Source organism: Thermococcus sp. (genome assembly GCF_027066465.1).
GTDB lineage: Archaea > Methanobacteriota_B > Thermococci > Thermococcales > Thermococcaceae > Thermococcus.
Genome location: NZ_JAMONU010000014.1, coordinates 1 through 4124, shown reverse-complemented (window position 1 = coordinate 4124; position 4124 = coordinate 1). Strand labels below are relative to the sequence as shown.

3 protein-coding genes and 2 pseudogenes are annotated in these 4124 nt (G+C 54.2%); 3 read left to right on the top strand and 2 right to left on the bottom strand.

Annotated features, from left to right (window positions below; all coding sequences use genetic code 11):
- The first annotated feature begins 112 nt into the window (after positions 1 to 112).
- Both trm14 and MVK46_RS00700 read left to right on the top strand, forming a co-directional pair.
- Positions 113 to 1210: a tRNA (guanine(6)-N2)-methyltransferase gene (gene trm14 / locus MVK46_RS00705; protein WP_297534492.1), complete on the top strand. Its 1098-nt coding sequence runs from the start codon at positions 113 to 115 to the stop codon at positions 1208 to 1210.
- Positions 1211 to 1251: 41 nt separating this feature from the next.
- The gene (locus MVK46_RS00700; RefSeq protein WP_297534491.1) at positions 1252 to 1875 is read left to right on the top strand and encodes a hypothetical protein; all 624 of its coding nucleotides are present in this window, start codon (positions 1252 to 1254) and stop codon (positions 1873 to 1875) included.
- Here MVK46_RS00700 and MVK46_RS00695 read toward each other — a convergent pair.
- A pseudogene (locus tag MVK46_RS00695) lies at positions 1872 to 2550 on the bottom strand (fumarylacetoacetate hydrolase family protein). The gene MVK46_RS00700 and the pseudogene MVK46_RS00695 overlap by 4 nt on opposite strands.
- Before the next feature lie 89 nt (positions 2551 to 2639).
- Here MVK46_RS00695 and MVK46_RS00690 point away from each other — a divergent pair.
- Entirely contained in the window at positions 2640 to 3566 is a 927-nt protein-coding gene (locus MVK46_RS00690) for a hypothetical protein (RefSeq protein ID WP_297534490.1), read from the top strand.
- Here the strand turns inward: MVK46_RS00690 and MVK46_RS00685 are convergent.
- A pseudogene (locus MVK46_RS00685) lies at positions 3549 to 4124 on the bottom strand (hypothetical protein); the annotation flags it as partial. The gene MVK46_RS00690 and the pseudogene MVK46_RS00685 overlap by 18 nt on opposite strands.

Here is a 4124-nt window from a genome sequence, read left to right as displayed (position 1 = left end):
AAAGCTTTCGGAAGCGCCATGAGTTCACTGCCCCCACCAGCATTCATTACAACACTAAACCCAAAAGCTTTGTTTCGAAGGTCATTTAAACCCCGGGGAAAAAGCCAGAACCATGAGGCTAATCCTAACCACTTCACGGGGAATAGAGGACTTCGCGAGGGCCGAGGTGGAGAGGCTCCTCTCCGACCTCGGAGTTCCGTTTCGGGTGGAGGAGAAGCCCCTCGGCGTCGAGGGGAGGGTCCTGGCCGAGGTTGATAAAGCGTTTTACACCGACGAGAAGGGACGGAAGAGGGAGCTGAGCGTTTCGACTTACCTGAACGAACGTTCGAGGCTTCTCCACAGGGTTATAGTCGAGATAGCGAGCGAGCGCTTCGAGGGGATAACCGATGAGGAGCCGGAGAGGGCTTTGAAGAGAATTGAAAAATTTGTAGCTTCGCTTCCGGTGGAAAGGTATGTTAAGGTCAGCGAGAGCTTCGCGGTAAGGAGTTTCCGCAGGGGCGAGCACAAGATTACGAGCGTTGATATCGCAAAAACCGTTGGAAAGGCGATATTCGAGCGTTTGGAGCGCTTCGGAACGCCAAAGGTGAACCTCGACCACCCGTCGGTAATCTTCAGGGCCGAGCTGATTGATGAGGCCTTCTTCCTCGGGATTGACACGACCGGCGACAGCTCGCTCCACAAGAGGCCCTGGCGCGTTTACGACCACCCGGCCCATTTAAAGGCCAGCATAGCGAACGCGCTGATTGAGCTGGCCGAACCGGACGGCGGGCCATTCATAGACCCCTTCTGCGGGTCCGGAACGATTCCGATAGAGCTCGCCCTAAGGGGTTACGAGGGACGGATAATCGGCCTCGAGAAGTTCAGGAAGCATCTGCGCGGGGCGGAAATGAACGCCCTCTCCGCCGGAGTGCTGGATAGAATAGAGTTCGTTCTCGGCGATGCGACGAGGCTGAGCGAGCACGTCGAGAGCGTGGACTTCGCGGTCAGCAACCTTCCCTACGGGCTAAAGATAGGGAGGAAGAGCGCCATTCCGAAGCTCTACATGGACTTTTTCGGAGAGCTTGCAAAGGTTCTGGAGAAGAGGGGGGTCTTCATAACGACGGAGAAGGGGGCGATAGAGAGGGCAATAGAGGAGAACGGCTTCCAAATCAAGCACCACCGCCTCATAGGGCACGGCGGGCTGATGGTGCACACTTACGTGGTTGAGTAAAGTTTAAAATGGTGGAAAGTTCAGGTCTTGGGGATGTCACAATGTGTGCGATAATAATTGGAACTACATCATCAGATGGAAACAATCCCTGCCGTGATTACCTTATGCTGGCTGTACCCCCGTCAAAATTGGTAGTCTCACGTGATGAGCTTGAGCGGATAATAACCAACTGCAAACCCCCGACAGGGTTTGTATGGAGTTGGACTATCGTTGGGGCACCTCAAGGACGCCTTAAGGTCTACATCAAAAAAGATACTCCGCCGAAGTACAAGGATACCGACTTAGAAAGGAAATTTGAGAGTATACTGAAGGAATTGGGACTCAGAGAGGGAATCGATTACGTAAAACAGTACCCGATATACGGGAAGTACATTGATTTTGCATTGCCCTCCCTCAAAATCGGGTTTGAACCCGGGGCAACCTACTGGCACACTCCTCAATGGGTCAGAGGAGAACCGCTTAGTCCAATAGGAAATCACCCAGCCGAAGTTTATTACCCACCTACAGAAAAAGACCTTCAGAAACATAGAATTCTAACGAAAAACGGTTGGAAGATATACTGGCTAAACGAAACCTTCGTGAAGCATAGGAAGCATAGAGAAAAAGTAAAACAGATTGTAAGTCAGATACTGTCCAAAACAGCAGGCTATACAGATTTAACCTAACAAAGAATCGCGTCCTCGCTCAGGACGTCGAACTCGACCATTCCGATGCCCTCAATCCACGCTTCAATTTTATCCCCGTGCCTCAGCGGACCGACTCCTGCGGGAGTTCCAGTTGCTATTATATCCCCGGGCTCGAGCGTCATGACTGAGCTTATGTACTCTATCAGCTCGGGAACCTTAAAGACCATCTCGCCCGTTCTTCCGAGCTGTCTGAGTTCGCCGTTCACCTTCAGGCCGATTTCGAGGTCGTCTATCTTCAGCTCGCGCTTATCCACGACCCTCGGGCCGACGGGAGCGAAGGTGTCGAAGCCCTTCGCAATCGTCCAGGGAAGGCCCTTCTCCCTCGCCTCGGCCTGAAGGTCCCTCGCCGTAATGTCGAGCAGTATCGTGTAGCCGAGGACGTAATCCATAGCTTTCTCAGCGGGAACTCTCCTCGCGCGCTTCCCGATTATAACTGCCAGCTCGACCTCGTGGTCAACGCGCTTGCTCATCCTGGGCAGGATTATCGGCTCGCCGGGCCCGATGAGCGCACTCGGAGGCTTGAGGAAGAAGATCGGTTTTTTTTGGAACGTCGCTCTCCATTTCCCTCGCGTGCTCGGCGTAGTTCTTGGCGAGGGCTATTATTTTGCTCGGGCGTAGCTCATAGAAGCCGTCCATGTAAGGCAACCGAACCATGCCATCACCGTTCTGAGTTCCCGGGAGGCGAATTAAACCTTGCCATACGAGGGACAAAAGTAATAAAGGGAACCGCTAAGGATTGAGCGGTGGTTAGGTTGCGAAAGGTCCTCGTGAAGGAGAGCGGAACCCTTGCCGTCTTCGCGGTTGTGGCGTTCGCGGTCTTTTTCATCTGGATTTCCATAGGAATACTGAGCTTCGCGCCGACGTGGTTTGCCCTCCTCTTTCTGGCCATGCCGGTTCTGTTCATACTCCTCGCCCTCGCGAAGGGAACGAGCGTCTTCACAGGCAATAAAAAGACCTCGATGCTCTTCGAGGGCTCCTCTGTGACGGAGAGCGGGGTTACGTTTCCGGAGGAGCTTGAATACGAGACCGGCAGGATAGCCCTCGACGGCTACTGGAGGAACACCGGGCGGAGCAGGAGCTACCACGTCAGGAGAAACTTTGAGGCCCGTGAGAGGAAAACCGGGGCGTTCGTGGAGTTCTTAAATGGACCTTTCAGGGTTGAGGTGCTCCGCGACGGGACTGGCAGAGTAGAGGCACCAGCGGTGAGAATCCTCAGCGGGCCTTACAAGGACGTCCTCCTGATTTTCCTCACGGACGATGGAGAGGTTACCGGCTCGGGAAGCCTTACCCTGAGTAAGGGGAGCGACATCGCGATGGTGGCGTTCCGGGGAGAGGGAAAGGAGCTGAGGGGGAGCGTGCAGGCCGAGCTGTCGAAGGCGAGGAAGGTGAGAATCGAGGTTGGTTCGGAGAAGGTGTGGAAAAGGATAGCCGAAGGGCAGAGCTTTGACTTCTCGTTTTCGCCTCTCCCGGAGGAGAAGACGGTCGTCTTCACTAACTACAAGACCGTAAGTCCCATGTCGCTCGTCAAGGCCCTGTGGAAGGACTCCACCGTGCTCGGTCACGGCACCTTTACGCTCAAGGCCGTTCTTGACGTTCCGCTCGCAAAGGACGTCGTTGAGAAGGTTCCCTTCAGGGTAGAAAAGGAGAGGGAGTCAGTCGATGAAAATTGATACTCCATCAATCGTCGTCTGGAGCTTGGGGTTCAGGACGAAGTCGCCGGGGTCTACGACAACCTTAGCCGGCCTCTCCTTCAGTGAGAAGCTCACCTCACCGAGTCCCTTCCGCACCCACACTGTTTTCTTCCCGATGAGGGTTCCGTTGGAGTCGTAGACGGCAACTCTAATGGGCATCGTGAAGCCCGACGAATCAACGAGTTTAAAGCTCAAGCGATAGGTGGAGCCGTTCTCGAGCTTCAAATCCTGAACGTTGTAGTTGGGAACGAGGTTCGTCTTGAACCACTCATCGAAGAACCACTCAAGCCTCTGTCCGCTGGCGTTCTCGAAGATTCTCTCCAGCGTCTCGGCGCTCATGTTGTGAACCCCCTTGTAGTCCCTGAATATCACCCGGTATGCCTTGAGTATGCTCTCGTTTCCAATGATAGTTGAGAGGGAGCGGAGCACGAAGAAGCCCCTGCCGAAAACCTCGACCCCGAATTCGTTCTTCGACAGTATCTGGGCCAGCGTCACGTTGGATGTGTACATAAGGCCATAAGAGTCCATGGACTTAAC